This is a genomic window from Rhodococcus sp. PSi06 (assembly GCF_054960675.1).
The window spans coordinates 14396-32089 of the sequence record NZ_JBHNYO010000023.1 but is presented as its reverse complement, the minus strand read 5'-3'; the positions used below and the strand labels follow the sequence as shown (position 1 = coordinate 32089).

Here is a 17694-nt window from a genome sequence, read left to right as displayed (position 1 = left end):
GTTCATGACGGATCAGGCGAACCCGACGGCCGAGTCGTTGCAGGCATCGGACTACCCGGCACTCTGGCCGGTGCCGACGCGGTGGGACGACAACGACCATTACGGCCACGTCAACAACGTCACCTACTACGCGTATTTCGACACCGCCGTCAACGGTTGGTTGATGGAGACGACGGGTCTCGATATTCGGACTCTGTCGGCGATCGGTGTCGTGGCAGAGACGTCGTGTCGCTACCTGTCCGAGTTGAGCTTTCCCGATCGCCTTCAGGTGGGCCTGGCCGTCGAACGGTTGGGGACACGCAGCATCGTGTACTCCCTCGCACTGTTCCGGGAGGCCGAGAACGACGAATTGGAATTGGCGGCTCGGGGTCGGTTCGTCCATGTCTACGTCGATTCCGAATCTCGCAGACCGGTAGCCATTCCACCCGAAATCGAAAGCGCAGCACGCACTCTCGTGATCGGAACCTCGACGAGCTGACTGTTACAGGCCAATCTCGTCTGCAGTGTTCAGCGCACGGGTGACGATGTCGTCGATGAGTGTTGCGGTGGGTCCGCCCGCCACGGCCCGGTTTCGCGCATCGGCTTCCATTCGGCGCATGACGCCTTCTGCGATGATCGAGAGCTTCCACAACGCCAATACCTGCCAGAATCCCACATCGGACACATCGCGCCCGGTGTTCTGCGCATACGACTCGACGAGTTCGGCCCTGGTGGGAAACCCGGGCAGCGTCGACGCCATGAACGGGCCCGCGACCCCGTCGTCGGCTTGTGGCCAGTACGCCAGCAGCCCGCCGAGGTCTGCCAGCGGATCCCCGAGTGTGCACAGCTCCCAGTCGACGACCGCGGCGACACGGCCGTCGTCGCGCGCGGTGATGACGTTGTTCAGGTGAAAATCGCCGTGAACCAATGTCACTTCGTGCTGAGGTGGAACAGCAGAGGCCAGTCGCGTTGCGAGAGAGTCGATTCCGGGGACGTCCCGAGTACGCGACGAGTCCCATTGCTTGGTCCAGCGAGCGAGTTGACGAGCGGCATAGGGTTTGTGGCTTGCCAGATCTGCAAGACCCGACGAGTCGAGATCGACGCGATGGATGTCGGCCAGAGCCACGGTCAGTCCGAGTCCGATGCTGCGACGATGGTCGGCACCGAGCCGCTCGGCTGTGGCGACGGAGTCCACGACCACACCGTCCACGTAGCTCATCAGCACGAGAGGGACGTCGGAGACCGATGGATCCTCGGTCAAGGCAAGCATTTTCGGAACCGGCACAGCGGTGTTCTGGAGTCCGGACAGGATTCGATGTTCGCGAACCACATCGTGCGCGGAGGCCAGCAGGTGTCCGAGCGGTGGTCGGCGAAGAACCCAGGTGGCCCCGCCCGCGTCACGCACCTCGTACGTGAGATTGGACTGCCCGTTGCCTATTCGACGGTAGGTCAGCGGGGACGTCGCGCCGATTCCCAGTCCTGCGATCCAGGTCGACACCGCGTCTTCGTTCAATCCCACTGCGCCCATTCACTGCCCTCGTTTCGCTATGCGACGAACAATTGCCGTCCGACGTCATCGGATCGAATGATCGTAGCGAAGCGCACCCTCGGGGGTGCCGGGACAGTGTCGGTCAGCTGGCGCGGCCGAACGCGGAGATCAGAGCCGGAGTAGCGATCGCTGCCGCAGGCACCGACGCTCCGTGACGCCTGACGGCAACCTCGTCCACTTCGCCGACGAGCAGAGCAACCAGCGCATCCGGTTCTGCGTTCCAGACCGAAGAAATATTGTGTACCTCGGCCGGGGCGAAGAGCCCGCTCGAGGCCAATGCGTCGATCCACTCTGCCACTGCGTCGGCGGTAGGCTCGGGCATGGTGGTGCGATCGAGAGAGTCCGCTTGGAACTCGTTGCAAAAGAACGCGCGGACCATATCGAGCTGTCCCTGAGACATTGCGGTCATGTTCTTCTCCTTCGAGTTTCCGGCGTCCGATTCATGGCGTCACCGCCTTCGATAAGCACCGAATACCGTGTTCGGATCGTTATCGAATTCCCTGTAACAACGAAACACGGTTTTCCGATGCGGCTGAAACTACGCCCTTTCGGTCGGTCTCGCCCGGGGTGAACCGGACTATGTGACCATCGTCACACACTTGGACCCATCCAATCAACGTCTTGCAACGAAGTCATAGTTTGCTTTACGAAATGATGTGATCCGGTACAACCAACCGCAATCTGCCCAGGTAGACGGGCAGATGCCGCAACTCAGCGAACGACCGCCCGGCGAGAATCGGACATTCACCCCACGGGCCGAGGTCAGCGTGGATCGGACCGATAGGTTCTCCACACCGCGGAAAACATTCTCATCACCCGTATTGGGGCTGTTTTACCTATCTGCGTGGACGCCCGGGACGATCACCGTCGCAGCAACCCCACTACGAAGCCGGAGAGTGCCGTTGTGACCGGAACGTTACCGAGACCATCATGGCATTCTCGAGTTCCTCACACCCGGCGTTCAGGCTGATCGGGCACTGTGGCCGTCATGTCACCGTCGAGCCTCGAGAGCGGACCGATCCAACAGCCTCGTCGAACCCGAACCACCGCAGAACGCGGCGCAGTGTCGAGACATCCGAGCCGGCGCGCGATCGTCAGGCGAGTGGCACTGTCGGGACTTTCCGCTACCGCCCTACTGATGCTGCTGATAACGGCACCACATACGAGCGCGTCGGCGTCCGTTGATGGCACACCTCTCGCAGCACTGGCGACCGTCGCGCTCGACGCGATCGACGTGACCTCGGTGCTGATTGCCGTCGCCTTTCTCTCAGCGGTCGCGCTTCTACGAAAGCTGCCCTACGGAATCGGCGTGGTCCTCGCCTGCACCATCGGTGCAGTGGTGACGGGCGAGCTCGCTCGTGAAGCCGCCGGCCCGTACGTCTCGTCCACCGAGCTGCCCTACGGGCAGCTCGTCGCAACGGCAGGATTGCTCGCTGCCGCGTCCATGGTGGCCTCCGCCGCATGGCGACCCGTGGTTCTCGGTCTCGGAACGGTAGCCACGCTTGCGGTTGCGGCCGCAGCCTCGATCACCGGAGCTGCGTCCATCGTCGGGATCGCGAGCGCCCTGGCGGTCGTCCTCGTTTGGTGGCCCGCTTGCTCGATCGTCATGCAGTACTCCCCTGTCGCCGCGGCCCGTGAGGCGCGCAACCCGCTCGATACCGCTGCACTCGCCGTCCAACGCAAGATGGGGCACCCCCGTTGACTTCGGGAGTGCCCCATCCTGTGTTGGACGAACGGTAGTGACTAGAGAGCCTTGAGCTCCTCGGTCACCTCGGAGACCGACTTCTTCGCGTCACCGAACAACATCGAGGTGCCCTCGGCGAAGAACAGAGGGTTCTCGATACCGGCGAATCCCGACGACATCGATCGCTTGAGGACGATGACGGACTTCGACTGATCGACGTTCAGAATCGGCATGCCGTGAATCGGGCTCGACGGGTCGTTTCGCGCCGCCGGATTGGTGACGTCGTTGGCGCCGATGACCAACGTGACGTCGGTACGAGAGAACTCGTCGTTGATGTCGTCCATCTCCTTCATCGCGTCGTACGCGACGTCGGCCTCGGCGAGCAGGACGTTCATGTGCCCCGGCATCCGACCGGCGACGGGGTGAATGGCGTACTTGACCTCGACGCCCTTCGATTCGAGCAGCTTCGCCATGTCCTTGACGGCATGCTGTGCCTGCGCGACGGCCAGCCCGTACCCGGGAACGACGATGACCTGGTTGGCGTAGGCCATCTGAATAGCCGCGTCCGCTGCCGAGGTTGCCTTCGCAGTTCCCCCGCCTGCACCGGCCGGCCCGGCAGCCGCGTCGCCGCCGCCGAACCCGCCCGCGACGATCGCCGGAATGGACCGGTTCATCGCCTTGGCCATCAAGTTGGTCAGGATCGTGCCGGACGCGCCCACGATCATGCCCGCAACGATCATCGCCGTGTTGTTCAGCGCCAGACCCGCGGCCGCTGCCGACAATCCCGTCAGAGCGTTGAGCAGCGAGATCACCACCGGCATGTCCGCGCCGCCGATCGGCAGCACCACCGTCAACCCGAGGATGCCCGCCAAGATCAGAACCGCGACGATCCACCACTGCGATACTCCGCCGCCGGGCGTGGCATTGATGCCGATGACCACCGCGGCGGCGACGGCACCGATGAGCAGCAGGGCGTTGAGCGGCTGCTGCATCTTGCCGATGGTGATCGGCGAGCCCGGCAGTGTCTCCTGCAGCTTCAAGAACGCGATCAGCGATCCCCAGAACGAGATCGAGCCGATGATCGCCGCGAACAGCGAACCGATGACGATGTGCACCGTCGGCGACTCACCGTGATTGAAGTTGGAGAAACCGGACGTGTCCAGGAACTCGGCCCACGCGATCAGTGCGACAGTGCCGCCGCCGACGCCGTTGAACAGCGCCACCAGCTGCGGCATCGCGGTCATCTTGACCTTGCGCGCCGGCGGAATTCCGAGCGCGACGCCGACGACGAGTCCGACGACGATCAGAATCCAGTTCCCGGTGTCACGAATGGAGATGAGCGTCGCCACGACGGCGACGAACATACCGACAGCGGCGATCTGGTTGCCGCGCACCGCGGTCTTCGGTCCGGTCAGTCCCATCAGCCCGTAGATGAACATGCCGAAGGCGACGACGTAGAGAATGTTGACGAGATTGTCCATCAGGAGTCAGCACCCTTCTCTGCTTTGACAGGTACCGGCTTGGACTTGAACATGCCGAGCATGCGGTCGGTGACCACGAATCCACCGATGACGTTGACCGTTCCGAACACCAGCGCGACGAACAGAATGACCTGCAGACCGATCGAGGGGTCCTCGACCTTTCCGAGTACGACGAGCGCACCGAGCACGACGATGCCGTGGATGGCGTTGGTTCCCGACATCAGCGGGGTGTGCAAGGTGTTGGGCACCTTGGAAATCACCGCGAAGCCGACGAACCCGGACAGCACCAGGATCGCGATGTTCGCGAGCAGCGGGGTGTACATCAGTTCTCCTTCTCACGTGTCACGCAGGCACCGGCGAGGACCTCGTCCGAGAAATCCGGGGCGAGCGCGCCGTCGACCAACATGAGTTCGAGCAATGCCGAGATGTTCTTCGAGTACAGCTCGCTGGCGTGCTCGGGCATCGTGGCCGGGAGGTTCAACGGCGAGCAGATCGTGACGTCGTGCTTGACGACGGTCTGGCCCGGCTCGGTCAGCTCACAGTTGCCACCGGTCTCACCGGCCAGGTCGACGACGACGCTGCCGGGCTTCATCCCCTCGACGGCGGCGGCCGTGACCAGACGTGGCGCGGGACGGCCGGGAACCAGCGCCGTGGTGATCACGACGTCGAATCCCTTGATGGCCTCTTCCAGTGCTCGCTGCTGCTGAACGCGCTCGTCCTCGGTGAGCTCGCGCGCGTAGCCACCTTCGCCGGCAGCGTCGATTCCCAGATCGAGCCACTGCGCACCTACCGATCGCACCTGATCGGCAACCTCGGGCCGCACGTCGTATCCGGTGGGTCGGCCGCCGAGACGCTTGGCGGTAGCCAACGCCTGCAGGCCCGCGACACCGACGCCGAGCACCAATACGGTCGCGGGCTTGACCGTGCCTGCGGCGGTGGTGAGCATCGGGAAGAATCTGGTCGATTCCGAGGCAGCCAACAACACCGACTTGTAGCCGGCGACGTTCGCCTGCGAGGACAGCGCGTCCATCACCTGCGCGCGCGAGATACGCGGAATCGCTTCGACGGCAAAGGCCTGCACACCGGCGGCCTTCAATGCGCCGATGCTGTTCTCGGCATTACGCGGTGCCAGAAATCCGATGAGCGTCGAACCCGACGTCATCTTGGCGATCTCGGCGTCGGACGGCGGCGCGACCTTGACCACGACATCGGCCGACCACGGATCGCCGATCGTCGCCCCGGCCGCGACGTACAGCTCGTCCGGGATCAAGGCACCCAGTCCGGCACCCGACTCCACGACGACCTCGACGCCTTTGCCCGTCAGGGAGGCCACGATCTTGGGCACCAGAGCCACCCGACGCTCGCCCTCACCCGATTCCCGGACCACACCGACGACCGTCGTGGATCCCGAACCCTTTTCAGTGCTCTGCGATGTATCCAAATCTCCGTCTTCCTGCGTTGAATGGTGCCCTCTCGTCGGCCAACGGCCTCGACAGTGCGACGAGTGGACGAACCCATGCGACAAGGCACAAGGTCCCTGATAGTAGCCAGAGGAAACAGACCGCGGGTAACCCGAAACACTGTCCGATTCGTTCTGAATCGAGTCCGTTCGGCGTTCCCCGACTACGGGACGCGCATTTGTGTCGCACATCACACAGGCCTATCGCTGATGACCGGACCCTACAGTGACACTCGTGGAATCTTGCATCTTCTGTGCGATCGTCGCCGGCGACGCCCCCGCCCATCGAGTGTTCGAGAACGACCACACCGTCGCATTTCTCGACATTCGGCCGATCAGCCGCGGACACCTTCTCGTCGTTCCGCGCGAGCACACCACCGACCTCTACTCGAGCGCTCCGGACGCGGCCGCCGAGGTGTTTCGCGTCGGGCAAACACTGGCACGGGCGATCCGGCACTCGGACTTGCGAGCCGACGGAGCCAACCTCGTCGTCAACGACGGCAAGGCGGCATTTCAGACGGTCTTTCACCTACATCTGCACGTGGTGCCTCGATGGAACCGTGACCGACTCCGCTTCGCGGCCGGGTTCGTCTCCCGCCGGCTGCGGGAGCCCGATCGTGTCGCGGAGGCCGTCCGCGGCGGGCTGACCCGACTGAACGGCGAACCGACGCCGTGAAGCTGTTCCTGTCGTCGTACCGATTCGGTGGCCACTCGGACGCCTTCGTCCACCTCACCGGACCGCCCGACGATCTCGCCGTCATCGCGAACGCGTCGGATGCGTGGCCGGCGGCGGCGCGCGATTCCTCGCTACTCAGCGAATTCGGGCCGCTGCGTGCTCTGGGGTATCGACCGAAGGAGATCGATCTCCGCGAGTACGCGGGCCGGCCGGCTGCGTTCGAGCGTGCCCTCGACGGATTCGGTGCGGTGTGGGTACGCGGCGGCAACACGTTCGTCCTGCGTGCTCAGCTCGCCCGCTCGGGCGCAGACGACATTCTGAGGGGGCGTGTGCGAGGGAACTCCATCGTCTACGGCGGCTACAGCGCCGGTGCGTGCGTGGCAGCACCGTCACTGATCGGAGTCGAGGATGCGGACGATCCAGGCGAAGTCCGCCCTGTCACCGGCATCGACACGGTATGGGATGGACTCGATCTGGTGGACTTCTCGATCGTTCCTCATCTCGATTCCGTTCTGGACGAGAACGATTCGGGATGGGCGACGCTGCAACGCTTGCGCCGCGACGGCGTTCGTAGCCACGGTTTGACCGATGAGCAAGCGATCGTTGTCGACGATTCGGGTACTCGATTTCTCGGCGGCTGAACGCAGCTCAGCCCAGACGTGCGAGTGGAGCCAGTCGGTCGAGTGACGACCATGCCAGGGAGCATCGCCGTGCGGTCATCTCGTCCGCATCGAGGACGAGCATGTCGAACAATTGGCGCGGTGCCGCACGCCAGGAATCCGCGATGCGGGAGACGGTGGCTTTCTCGAACAGGCCGGAGTGCGCCAAGGCCTGAACCCACTCGTCGATCTCGCCCCGATGAATTCGCTCGATGGTGTCGTATTCGATTCCGCCACCGAGGAATTCGTACGAGAACATCGCCGCCACGTAGTTCCAGGAGTCACTTCCGGGATCGATCATGGTGCAGCCTCCTTGTCGACTCGCGTCACATCGGGCGCGAGGTTCGCTGTGCTGGACGCTAGCCTGGCGAACTACAAGATTACGTGTCGACGATGCATCGATCTGGTAACGCCTGAGGCTGGTGTTACTGATGTGACTCAATCTTCGGGAAAGCCTCCCTCGTCCGCGCCCCACCAGAGACCGTGACAGACTTCAGTGGCGACGGTCACATTTTCGACGTGAGGAGAACCGGATGTCGGTGACGACGGATGCAGATGCCCGCCTGACCGAACTCGAATCCCTACTTCCTGCCGGTGCCGTGGTCACCGACCCGGACATCACCGAGGGATACCGACGCGATTGGGCCAAAGATCCCGACGCCGGTACCCCTCTGGCAGTGGTCCGCGCGCAGTCCACCGAGGACGTTCGCGCCGTCATGCGCTGGGCCACCGAGCACGATGTGGCGGTCGTTCCGCGCGGTGCCGGTTCGGGACTGTCCGGCGGTGCCACCGCCGTCGACGGCGGAATAGTGCTCACCACGGAGTTGATGCGCGAGATCACCGTCGATCCGGTGACCCGCATCGCCGTCGTACAACCCGGGCTGCTCAACGCCGAAGTCAAGAAGGCAGTCGCCGAACACGGCTTGTGGTATCCACCGGATCCGTCGTCGTTCGAGATGTGCTCCATCGGCGGCAACGCGGCCACCAACGCCGGCGGGTTGTGCTGCGTGAAGTACGGCGTCACCACCGACTACGTTCTCGGACTCGAGGTCGTCCTGGCCGACGGAACCGCCGTCCGACTCGGTGGCCCGCGACTGAAAGATGTTGCAGGACTGTCGCTTGCCAAGCTCTTCGTGGGGTCGGAAGGCACCCTGGGCATCATCACCGAGATCACCCTGCGACTGATTCCGGCGCAGCCTCCGGCCAGCACCGTGGTCGCCTCGTTCGCATCCGTGCACGACGCGACGACTGCGATTCTGGCCATCACCCGCACCCTTCGACCTTCCATGCTCGAGTTCATGGACCGCGCGTCGATCGGTGCCGTCGAGGATGCCATGAACATGGGTCTCGATCGCGAGGCAGCGGCGATGCTCATCGCTCGGTCGGACTCCCCCGGTGCCGACAGAGGTCGCGAAGTCGAAATCATGGCGGCCGCGTGCACCGAGGCCGGGGCCTCGGACGTGTTCACCACCGACGACCCCGATGAAGGCGAAGCCTTCGCTGCTGCAAGGCGATTCGCCATTCCCGCGGTAGAACGACTCGGCAGCCTGCTGCTCGAGGATGTGGGTGTGCCGCTGCCAGCCCTCCCTGCCCTCGTCGACGGGATTGCCGAGCTGTCGGTGAAGTACGACGTGCTGGTTGCCGTCATCGCACACGCCGGCGACGGCAATACCCACCCGCTCATCGTCTTCGACCCCGAGGACGCAGACATGACCCGCCGCGCCAACGTCGCCTTCGGCGCAATCATGGACCTGGCAATTTCGTTGGGCGGCACCATCACCGGAGAGCACGGCGTTGGACGACTGAAGAAGGCCTGGCTGCCCGATCAGGTCGGTGAAGACGTCATGGAGCTGACCCGACGGATCAAGACCGCCCTCGATCCGTCGGGGATCCTCAACCCCGGTGCCGTCCTCTGATCAACCACGGCCGATACCTCGCGGTCAGACGGTGAACCCGTCTGCCACCGTCAGCACCTCGTCGAGGATTTCGAGTCCCTGACGGATCTCGTCCTCGGAGGTCGTCAGCGGCGGCGCGATCTGCAGGCGGTTGCCCGCAACGAACGGCCACAGACCGCGTGATTTCGCTGCGGCGGTCACTGTTCCCATGGCCGCAGCATCCTTGCCCGACGCCGCGAAAGGCACCAACGGCTCCCGGGTTGCGCCGTCCTTGACCAACTCGACGGCCCAGAAGAATCCTTTGCCGCGTACCTCGCCCACGCTCGGATGGGATTCGGCCAGCTTGGACAGGCCCGCACCGAGTACGTCCTCGCCGACGTGACGCACGTGCGGAAGTATCTTGTCGCGCTCGAACACTCCGATGGACGCCACGCCCGCAGCGCATCCGAGTACGTGGCCCGAGTAGGTCAACCCGCCGGGATACGGCTTGTGGTCGAATTGCGAGGCGATCTTCTCCGAGATGACCACACCGCCCAGAGGGATGTATCCGGAGTTGACGCCTTTTGCGAACGTGATCAGATCGGGTGTCACATCCCAGGCCTGGCATGCGAACCATTCACCGATTCGCCCGAACCCGACCATCACTTCGTCGGCGATGTAGACGATCCCGTACTTGTCGCACAACGCCCGCACGCCGGCCAGATAACCTGGCGGCGGGATCAGCACACCGTTGGTGCCGATGACCGATTCGAGGATGAGCCCGGCAATGTTCTGCGCGCCCTCGAGCACGATGACCTGCTCGAGGTGTGCCAGTGCTGCCGCCGTCTCGTCCTCGGGAGTCGTTGTGTTCCAAGGCGACCGATATGGGTAAGGGCCGAAGAAACGCACGACGTCGACGTTGGTCGGCTCGGTTCCCCATCGTCGCGGCTCGCCAGTGAGACCGATAGCGACGCCGGTGCCGCCGTGGTACGAGCGATACGCGGCAAGCATTTTCGTGCGCCCGGTGTGTTGGCGCGCCAGCCGCACCGCATGCTCGACGGCTTCTGCGCCGCCCGTCGTGAAGAACACTCGGTTCAGATCACCCGGTGCCCGCTCGGCGATCAAGGCGGCGAGCTCACTGCGCTTGTTGTTGGCGACCGTCGGGGAGATGGTCGTCAGCACCTGTGCCTGCTCGACGATGGCGGCGACGACATCCGGGTGTTGATGACCGAGATTGACGTTGACCAACTGGGAGGAGAAGTCCAGGTATCGGTTGCCTTTGTCGTCCCAGAACCATGATCCCTCGGCACCCTCGACGGTGATCGGGTTCAGTTCGGCCTGCGCCGACCAGGAGTAGAACACGTGATCCATCTACTTGCCGCCTTCCTCCAGTGTGACCTCCATCGGAGCGTACGACTCTCCTGTGACGTCCACACCGTCGGCCTTCAACAAATCCAATGCCTTGCCGACGTACTCGTTGGTGTAGGCCTCGGCATCGGGATCGGCGGTGAGTACCGTCGAGCCCTCGGCATTCTTCGTAGTCTTGGCGATGTCCACGGTCTGCTGCCAGGCGGCCTCGTCGATCATTCCGATGCCCTCGCCCGACGGCCAGATCAGTTTGTTGACTTCGTTGACCTGCCAGAGCTGATGGCTTGCCCCGAGTGTGGACCCCGCAGCGACGGTGATGTCGCGGCACTTTTCGACGTTGTCGCGGCAGAAGATCCAGCCCTTCAACGAGGCCGCCAAGAACTTGACGGTCTGGTCCTGGTACGCCTCGTCGGACAGCTTGTCGGTGTTGGCCCAGATCGCGTCCTGCAGCATGGCAACACCGTCGTCGTTCCAGTTCAGCGAACTGAAGTCGCCTGCGGTGTACAGCGCGCCGGTAGCCGGATTCACGGTCTCGAGCAACTGTGCGTACTCGTTGTAGGACATCGCTTGGGCAGCAGCGATATCGCCCGAGAGTAGACCGTTCATGTCGAACTGCTGCTGCACCAGCGTCACGTCGGATGGGCTCACCCCGGCCTCGGTCATGCCGGCGAACAACTCGAATTCGTTTCCGTAGCCCCAGTTTCCGACGGTCTTGCCGCGGAGATCGGCGGGTGAGGCGATGTTCTGATCCTTGAACGAGACCTGCAATGTTCCGGATTTCTGGTAGATCTGGGCGACGTCGGTGATGCCCGCCCCGGCTTCGCGGGAGGCGAGCGCTTTCGGCACCCACGCGACGGCGTAATCGGCCTGTCCCTGCGCCAGCACGGTCTGCGGGACGATATCGGTTCCACCGTCCAAGATCTCGACGTTCAGGCCCTGCTCGGCATAGAAGCCCTGATCAACGGCCGCGAGGTACCCCGCGAACTGTCCCTGCTTGAACCACTGCAATTGCAGCTTGATCGTGGCGTTGCCGTCGGCACCGGTAGCGGTGTCGGTCGTGGTGGTGGTGCTACATGCCGAGGCAACCACAGCGAGGGCCATGGCGAGAACGACGAGGGTTCGGGGGGTACGAGTGATCAACACGTTCGACTTCTCCTAGGAACGACGCCGGGACACGAGCTTCTCGAGCAACAGGACAACCAGAAAGAAGAGCAACCCGACCGCAATGGCACCCATCACGTAAGCCCATGCCCGGGGGTACGCCGTATTCGCCGCGGCGGACGTGATCCGCGACCCCAAACCGTTCTGCAATCCACCGAAGTACTCGCAGATGATGGCAGCAATAACAGCATTCGGAGCTGCAACCCGCAACCCGGTGAAGATATGGGGAACCGCGGACGGCAGCCGAACGATCCGCGTGAACTGCCGGCCGCTGACTGCATACGACGTCATCAGGTCGTGGTGCACCGGTGATATCTGGCGCAGTCCTTTTGCGGCACTGACGAATACCGGAAAGAACACGACGATGGTCACGACGATGCGGCGCGGCAGATCGGTCGTCGAGGAGAACATGGAATTGAACACCGGTGCCAGGGCGACGATGGGAACTGCCGCCGCGCCCGCTGCCAATGGGGTCAGTAGCTCGTCGACGACTCGAAGACGGACAGCAGCCATCGCTGCAACGAGACCGAGAATCGATCCCGCGATCAACCCCACCAGAGCGTTGGTTCCTGTTGCCACACTCGCCGACCCGATAGTGGCGGCGTTACGCACGAACTGTTCGCCGATGGCGCTCGGTGACGGCAACAGGAACGCCGGTACCCCTGCGAGAACGGTGAGCAACTGCCAGAGCCCGAGCGCCGCGACGCCGAACACCACCGGCGGCAGCCAGAGCCTCATCGGAGATCCGCACCGCGAACGACGCGCCCGTGCAATGCATCGCGAACCGCGGTGATGGCGGCGAAGAATTCCGTCGATTCACGCGGGTCCCCGTCGGTGTCGAACGTGTCGATGGTGAGCGTGTCCACGATTCGACCCGGGCGGGGAGACATCACCACCACTCGATCGGACAGATACACCGCTTCCGGGATGGAATGGGTCACGAACACCACTGCCGCGTTGGACTCCTCGGCTATGCGCAACAGGTCGTTCTGCATCTTCTCGCGCGTCATCTCGTCGAGTGCACCGAACGGCTCGTCCATCAACAGCAGTCCCGGTGTTCGGGCCAACGCACGAGCAATCGCCACCCGTTGCTGCATGCCGCCGGAGAGCTGGCTGGGGAAGCTGTCGGCGAAATCGGTGAGCCCCACGAGTTCGAGCAGTTGACTCACTCGATCCGCGCGTTCGTGCTTGGGGACTTTGTGCAGCTCGAGCGGCAACGCGACGTTGGACTTCACCGTGCGCCAATCCAGTAACCCTGCCTGCTGAAATGCGATGCCGTACTTCTGTTCGATACGGGCCTGTCTCGCTGTCAGGCCGAACACCGACACCGCGCCCGAGGTGGGCTGCTCTAGATCGGCGATGATGCGTAGCAGTGTCGATTTGCCGCAACCGGAAGGGCCGATCAGGGATACGAATTCGCCGGGATCGATCGACAACGACACAGCGTCCAGCGCGGTCACTCCCCCGTCGAACGTCTTGCCGACTCCCTCGACGAGTACGGCATGTTCGGTCATGAGTCCGCCCTTCGAGCCGGAGTTCGGCCTGCAAATCGCCCCAGAGCACCATCGAGCAGGGCCACCAATCCGGTGACGACGAGCCCGAGCACCGCTGCGCCCAGAACAGCGGCATACAGACGCGACGCATCGCCGGTCGCCTGTTGCGAGAACACGATGATCTGTCTACCGATGCCGCCGGTGGTTCCGGTCGAGATCTCGGCAACGACGGCGCCGATCACCGATGCGGCCGCGGCCAGGCGCAGTGCCGGAATCAGGTGCGGTACCGAGGCCGGAAAACGCAGCCGCACAAGGGTTGTCCACCATCCGGCTGCGTAGCTCTGCATCAGATCGAGGGACGCCTTGTCGGGTGCGCGGAGTCCGCGCAGCATCCCGACGGCCACCGGGAAGAACGCGAGATACGACGCGATGACGGTGATGCTCATCCACGGCTGCCAGGCGTACCCACCGATGGCGATCTTCCCTCCCCAGCCGGCGACGAGCGGTGCCAGCGCAATCAGCGGCACCGTCTGCGAGACGATCACGTAGGGCAAGACGGACCGCTCCACCCACACGAACCGCTGCATGGCGACGGCCAGCATCAGTCCGACCATCGTCCCCAACGCGAACCCCAGCACGGCGAGCCCGAACGTGAACAGGCCACTGGAGGCGATTGCTGTGCCGACACTGCGTGCCCCGGTGACGTTCACTTCCGGCTCGGTCAGCGCCGCGAGCACCGACCAGACATGAGGCAGCGCGCCGTCGTCGGTGCGCGGCAATACTCGCACTCCAGCAACGCTCACTCCGTTGTCGGGAACTAGCACTTTCACCAACTCCCACAACACCAGCAACAGCACAACCGCCGCCAGTGCCATGAGCGGGCGACGAAGCCCCCGCGCCGACCGGGCGGGAGTCGGTGTCACCACCGAAGCCTGATCGAGAACACTCGTCACGACGTCGCCGTCACGGACCGACGGATCTGCGGAATGATGCTCTCTCCGTAGGCTTCCAGCGTCGAAGCCTTGGCGTCGTGTTGGAGGTACACCGAGAACTGGTCGACGCCGAGTGCCTCGAGCTCCTTCAGCTTGGCGATGTGATCGGCGGGGGTACCGAGCAGGCAGAACCTGTCGATCACTTCGTTCGGAACGAATTCTGCGTGCGAGTTGCCGGCCCGGCCGTGCTCGTTGTAGTCGTATCCGGTACGTGCTGCGATGTAGTCGGTGAGTGCTTGGGGAACGCCGCCGCCGTCACCGCCGTAGCGCGAGACGATATCTGCGACGTGATTGCCGACCATGCCTCCGAACCAGCGACATTGATTTCGGGCATGTTCGAGCCCGGCATCGCTGCCGTCGGTGACGTAGGCGGGAGCTGCCACGCAGATCGAGATCGAATCCGGATCGCGGCCCGCCTGCTCGGCCGCAGCACGCACTCGGCCGATCGTCCACGCAGCGATGTCAGGATCTGCCAGCTGCAGAATGAACCCGTCCGCGACCTGCCCGGTGAGCTCGAGGGCTTTCGGCCCGTACGCCGCGACCCACACCTCCAACTTCGAGTGCTCTGCCCACGGGAATTGCACTGTGGTCTCACCGACCTGGGCACTGCGCCCGTTCGCAAGATTGCCGATCACCTCGATCGACTCTCGAAGCGCGGCCAGCGTTGTCGGCTTGCCGCCCAGAGCGCGCACCGCGGAATCGCCGCGACCGATGCCGCAGACCGTGCGATTGCCGAACATGTCGTTGAGCGTCGCGAACGTCGATGCCGTCACCGTCCAGTCGCGCGTAGCAGGATTGGTGACCATGGGGCCCACGGTCACTCGCCTGGTCGCGGCCAGAATCTGACTGTAGATGACGTACGGCTCCTGCCACAGCAGGTGCGAATCGAATGTCCACACGTGCGAAAAACCGTGTGTCTCGGCCTGTCTGGCCAGATCGATCACCCGCGACGCCGGCGGATTGCACTGCAGCACCACCCCGATGTCCATGGCTCAGATCAGATTCTGTGACAGGTCGCGGCGGACGAATCGGCCGTGTCCGGCTGTGCCGGAATAGGACCCGTTGTCGACGATGATTCGTCCGCGAGAGAGCACGGTGTCGACGTGGCCGTCGATCTCGAAACCCTCGTAGGCCGAGTAGTCCATGTTCATGTGATGCGTCTTGTCGACTCCGATACTGGTGTGTCCGTTCGGGTCGTAGATCACGATGTCCGCATCGGCTCCGGGGCTGATGACGCCCTTGCGCGGATACATGCCGAACATTCTGGCCGGGGTGGTGCAGCAGACGTCGACCCACTTCTCCAGGGTGATCTTGCCGCTCTTGACCCCCTGGAACATCAGGTCGATGCGGTGTTCCACCGAACCGATCCCGTTGGGAATCTTGGAGAAATCTCCGATTCCCATCTCCTTCTGGTCCTTCATGCAGAAGGGACAATGGTCGGTACTGACGGTTGCCACGTCACCTGTGCGCAGGTAACGCCACAATTCGTCCTGATGGCCCTCGGCCCGCGACCGCAACGGCGTCGAACAGACCCATTTGGCTCCCTCGAAGCCCGGTGCACCCAACTGCTCTTCGAGTGACAGATACAGATACTGCGGGCAGGTTTCGGCAAATACGTTCTGGCCGTTGCCCCGAGCGTGTGCGATCTGTTCCAACGCCTGCTTGGCCGAGACGTGCACGACGTACAGCGGCGCGCCGGTGACGTCAGCCAGCATGATGGCTCGATGCGTCGCCTCTTCCTCGAGTTGCCAAGGACGCGAGGTGCCGTGGAAATACGGGGCAGTGTCGCCGCGTGCGATGGACTGGGCCACGAGGACATCGATGGCAATACCGTTCTCCGCGTGCATCATCAACAACGCACCCGTTTCGGCAGCCGACTGCATGGCTCGCAGGATCTTGCCGTCGTCGGAGTAGAAGACGCCCGGGTAGGCCATGAAGAGCTTGAAGCTCGTCACTCCCTCGGAGACCAACTCGCTCATGGCTTTCAGAGAATCGTCGGTCACGTCGCCGATGATCTGATGAAACCCGTAGTCGATCGCGCACCGACCGGCAGCCTTGTCGTGCCACTGCGCCAGAGTGTCCTGAACCCGTTGGCCGGGTGTCTGGATCGCGAAATCCACGATGGTCGTCGTACCACCCCACGCCGCTGCACGCGTGCCGGTTTCGAACGTATCGGACGCGAAGGTGCCACCGAACGGCATCTCCATGTGGGTGTGACCGTCGACGCCGCCCGGGATCACGTACTTTCCGGTTGCGTCGACGACGACGTCCGCCGAGGTCTTCAGGTCCGCAGCCAGAGATACCGAGCCGGGGGCGAGCACCGCGGCAATGGTTTCACCGTCGATGAGCACATCCAGTTCCTGTGCGCCGGTAGTGGATACAACGGTTCCACCGTGCACGAAGGTGGTGGCCATCAGGGCTGCACCAGCGGGCCGTAGGCGTCGGGTCTGCGGTCACGGTAGAAGGCCCACCTGTCGCGGACCACCTTGATCAGGTCCATGTCCAGGTCTCGAACGACGATCTCGGACTCCGTATCCGACGCAACCTCGCCGACGAATTTGCCCTCGGGATCGACGAAATAGCTGGTGCCGTAGAAATCGTCGTCTCCGTATTCGGATTCGATTCCGACCCGATTGATCGCGCCCACGTAGTACTCGTTGGCGACTGCCGACGCAGGCTGCTCGAGTTTCCACAGATAGTTCGACAGCCCACGCGAGGTCGCCGACGGATTGAAGACGATCTCGGCACCGGCCAGGCCGAGAGCCCGCCAGCCTTCGGGAAAATGCCTGTCGTAGCAGATGTAGACACCGATTCGGCCGACGGCGGTATCGAATACCGGCCAGCCCAGGTTTCCGGGTCGGAAGTAGAACTTCTCCCAGAATCCGTTCACGTGCGGAATATGGTGCTTGCGGTATTTGCCGAGATAGGTGCCGTCGGCATCCACCACGGCGGCGGTGTTGTAGAGAAGGCCAGGCTGCTCCTGCTCGTACACCGGCAGAATCATCACGATGCCGAGCTCTTTCGCCAACGCAGCGAAACGGTCGACAGTCGGCCCGGGTACCGATTCGGCGTACTCGTAGAATTTCGCATCCTGCAATTGGCAGAAATACGGGCCGTAGAAAAGTTCTTGAAAGCAGACGACTTTCGCGCCCTGCTCGGCCGCGGACCGAGCGAACCCCTCGTGCGCCGCGATCATCGATTCCTTGTCACCGGTCCATGTGCTTTGGACCAGTGCAGCTCGAACTGTGGACATCATTGGCACTCCATCTCTCGCTGGCTTGCACCCTCAAGGTATTTTGCGCCGTGTTACGGGATCGTT

The 17694-nt window shown here is 63.4% G+C and carries 19 protein-coding genes; 5 read left to right on the top strand and 14 right to left on the bottom strand.

Annotated features, from left to right (window positions below):
* The first annotated feature begins 4 nt into the window (after positions 1–4).
* The gene (locus tag ACFI9K_RS24060; protein ID WP_462665853.1) at positions 5–478 is read left to right on the top strand and encodes an acyl-CoA thioesterase; all 474 of its coding nucleotides are present in this window, start codon (positions 5–7) and stop codon (positions 476–478) included.
* 3 nt (positions 479–481) lie between these two features.
* On the opposite strand, the gene ACFI9K_RS24055 is transcribed toward ACFI9K_RS24060, so the two are convergent.
* Positions 482–1507: a phosphotransferase family protein gene (locus tag ACFI9K_RS24055; RefSeq protein WP_462665852.1), complete on the bottom strand. Its 1026-nt coding sequence runs from the start codon at positions 1505–1507 to the stop codon at positions 482–484.
* 103 nt (positions 1508–1610) lie between these two features.
* A complete protein-coding gene (locus tag ACFI9K_RS24050; RefSeq protein ID WP_462665851.1) occupies positions 1611–1937 on the bottom strand; it encodes a hypothetical protein in 327 nt (108 codons plus the stop codon).
* Between the two features lie 579 nt (positions 1938–2516).
* Between ACFI9K_RS24050 and ACFI9K_RS24045 the strand changes: the two genes are divergently transcribed.
* Positions 2517–3230, top strand: coding sequence for a hypothetical protein (locus ACFI9K_RS24045; RefSeq protein WP_462665850.1), 714 nt, complete (start codon positions 2517–2519; stop codon positions 3228–3230).
* 41 nt (positions 3231–3271) lie between these two features.
* Here the strand turns inward: ACFI9K_RS24045 and ACFI9K_RS24040 are convergent, their stop codons facing one another.
* The 3 genes from ACFI9K_RS24040 to ACFI9K_RS24030 are packed head-to-tail and all read right to left on the bottom strand — an operon-like array spanning position 3272 to position 6134.
* Positions 3272–4693 carry an NAD(P)(+) transhydrogenase (Re/Si-specific) subunit beta gene (locus ACFI9K_RS24040; protein WP_462665849.1) on the bottom strand — a complete coding sequence of 474 codons (1422 nt, stop codon included), beginning with the start codon at positions 4691–4693 and terminating at the stop codon, positions 3272–3274.
* The gene (locus tag ACFI9K_RS24035) at positions 4693–5016 is read right to left on the bottom strand and encodes an NAD(P) transhydrogenase subunit alpha part 2 (protein ID WP_462665848.1); all 324 of its coding nucleotides are present in this window, start codon (positions 5014–5016) and stop codon (positions 4693–4695) included. Before ACFI9K_RS24035 ends, ACFI9K_RS24040 begins: the two co-directional genes overlap by 1 nt.
* Complete coding sequence (locus ACFI9K_RS24030; protein WP_462665847.1) at positions 5016–6134, bottom strand: Re/Si-specific NAD(P)(+) transhydrogenase subunit alpha; 1119 nt, start codon at positions 6132–6134, stop codon at positions 5016–5018. The genes ACFI9K_RS24035 and ACFI9K_RS24030 overlap by 1 nt, the downstream gene beginning before the upstream one ends.
* 253 nt (positions 6135–6387) lie before the next feature.
* Here ACFI9K_RS24030 and ACFI9K_RS24025 point away from each other — a divergent pair, with 253 nt between their 5' ends.
* Positions 6388–6828 carry an HIT family protein gene (locus ACFI9K_RS24025; RefSeq protein WP_462665846.1) on the top strand — a complete coding sequence of 147 codons (441 nt, stop codon included), beginning with the start codon at positions 6388–6390 and terminating at the stop codon, positions 6826–6828.
* Complete coding sequence (locus tag ACFI9K_RS24020) at positions 6825–7469, top strand: Type 1 glutamine amidotransferase-like domain-containing protein (protein ID WP_462665845.1); 645 nt, start codon at positions 6825–6827, stop codon at positions 7467–7469. Before ACFI9K_RS24025 ends, ACFI9K_RS24020 begins: the two co-directional genes overlap by 4 nt.
* A 7-nt stretch (positions 7470–7476) precedes the next feature.
* Here the strand turns inward: ACFI9K_RS24020 and ACFI9K_RS24015 are convergent, their stop codons facing one another.
* A complete protein-coding gene (locus ACFI9K_RS24015; protein WP_462665844.1) occupies positions 7477–7788 on the bottom strand; it encodes a hypothetical protein in 312 nt (103 codons plus the stop codon).
* A gap of 232 nt (positions 7789–8020) precedes the next feature.
* On the opposite strand from ACFI9K_RS24015, the gene ACFI9K_RS24010 reads away from it, so the two are divergent.
* Positions 8021–9403 carry an FAD-binding oxidoreductase gene (locus tag ACFI9K_RS24010; protein ID WP_462665843.1) on the top strand — a complete coding sequence of 461 codons (1383 nt, stop codon included), beginning with the start codon at positions 8021–8023 and terminating at the stop codon, positions 9401–9403.
* A gap of 24 nt (positions 9404–9427) precedes the next feature.
* Here the strand turns inward: ACFI9K_RS24010 and ACFI9K_RS24005 are convergent, their stop codons facing one another.
* Genes ACFI9K_RS24005 through ACFI9K_RS23970 form a run of 8 tightly spaced genes read right to left on the bottom strand, consistent with a single transcriptional unit; the run spans position 9428 to position 17628 of the window.
* Positions 9428–10732 (bottom strand): aminotransferase class III-fold pyridoxal phosphate-dependent enzyme, encoded by a 1305-nt coding sequence (locus tag ACFI9K_RS24005; protein ID WP_462665842.1) that lies wholly within the window; start codon positions 10730–10732, stop codon positions 9428–9430.
* Positions 10733–11872: an ABC transporter substrate-binding protein gene (locus ACFI9K_RS24000; protein WP_462665841.1), complete on the bottom strand. Its 1140-nt coding sequence runs from the start codon at positions 11870–11872 to the stop codon at positions 10733–10735.
* Between the two features lie 12 nt (positions 11873–11884).
* The gene (locus ACFI9K_RS23995) at positions 11885–12628 is read right to left on the bottom strand and encodes an ABC transporter permease (RefSeq protein ID WP_462665840.1); all 744 of its coding nucleotides are present in this window, start codon (positions 12626–12628) and stop codon (positions 11885–11887) included.
* Entirely contained in the window at positions 12625–13404 is a 780-nt protein-coding gene (locus tag ACFI9K_RS23990; RefSeq protein ID WP_462665839.1) for an ABC transporter ATP-binding protein, read from the bottom strand. Before ACFI9K_RS23990 ends, ACFI9K_RS23995 begins: the two co-directional genes overlap by 4 nt.
* Positions 13401–14336 (bottom strand): ABC transporter permease, encoded by a 936-nt coding sequence (locus ACFI9K_RS23985; RefSeq protein ID WP_462665838.1) that lies wholly within the window; start codon positions 14334–14336, stop codon positions 13401–13403. Before ACFI9K_RS23985 ends, ACFI9K_RS23990 begins: the two co-directional genes overlap by 4 nt.
* On the bottom strand, positions 14333–15364 hold the full coding sequence (locus ACFI9K_RS23980; RefSeq protein WP_462665837.1) for a TIGR03842 family LLM class F420-dependent oxidoreductase: 1032 nt from the start codon (positions 15362–15364) through the stop codon (positions 14333–14335). The genes ACFI9K_RS23985 and ACFI9K_RS23980 overlap by 4 nt, the downstream gene beginning before the upstream one ends.
* A 3-nt stretch (positions 15365–15367) precedes the next feature.
* On the bottom strand, positions 15368–16789 hold the full coding sequence (hydA, locus tag ACFI9K_RS23975; RefSeq protein WP_462665836.1) for a dihydropyrimidinase: 1422 nt from the start codon (positions 16787–16789) through the stop codon (positions 15368–15370).
* Entirely contained in the window at positions 16789–17628 is an 840-nt protein-coding gene (locus ACFI9K_RS23970; protein WP_222095888.1) for a nitrilase-related carbon-nitrogen hydrolase, read from the bottom strand. Before ACFI9K_RS23970 ends, hydA begins: the two co-directional genes overlap by 1 nt.
* Positions 17629–17694 lie beyond the last annotated feature (66 nt).